Source organism: Rhodoplanes roseus (assembly GCF_003258865.1).
GTDB classification, from domain to species: Bacteria; Pseudomonadota; Alphaproteobacteria; order Rhizobiales; family Xanthobacteraceae; genus Rhodoplanes; species Rhodoplanes roseus.
In genome coordinates this window covers 1-242 of record NZ_NPEX01000978.1, presented here as the reverse complement: position 1 = coordinate 242, position 242 = coordinate 1, and the positions used below count along the sequence as shown (strand labels likewise).

At 65.3% G+C, this 242-nt stretch carries 1 pseudogene; it reads left to right on the top strand.

The window, feature by feature from the left end:
* A pseudogene (locus CH341_RS33255) lies at positions 1 to 242 on the top strand (xanthine dehydrogenase, small subunit); the annotation flags it as partial.

The window sequence follows — 242 nt, the reverse complement described above, 5'->3', positions numbered from 1 at the left end:
ACAAGATCTCCAAACGCTTCGACCAGGATATTTCCGCCGTGATGGGCGCCTTCCGCGTCGACCTCGACGGCGACAGGATCGTGGCGGCAAGGCTCGCTTTCGGCGGCATGGCGGCAACGCCCAAACGCGCGGCGAGGGCCGAGGCGGCTCTCATCGGCGAGATTTTCGGCGAGGCGGCGTTTCAGAAGGCAGCCGCAGCGCTTGCGGAAGATTTCACCCCGCTCGACGATATGCGCGCTTCC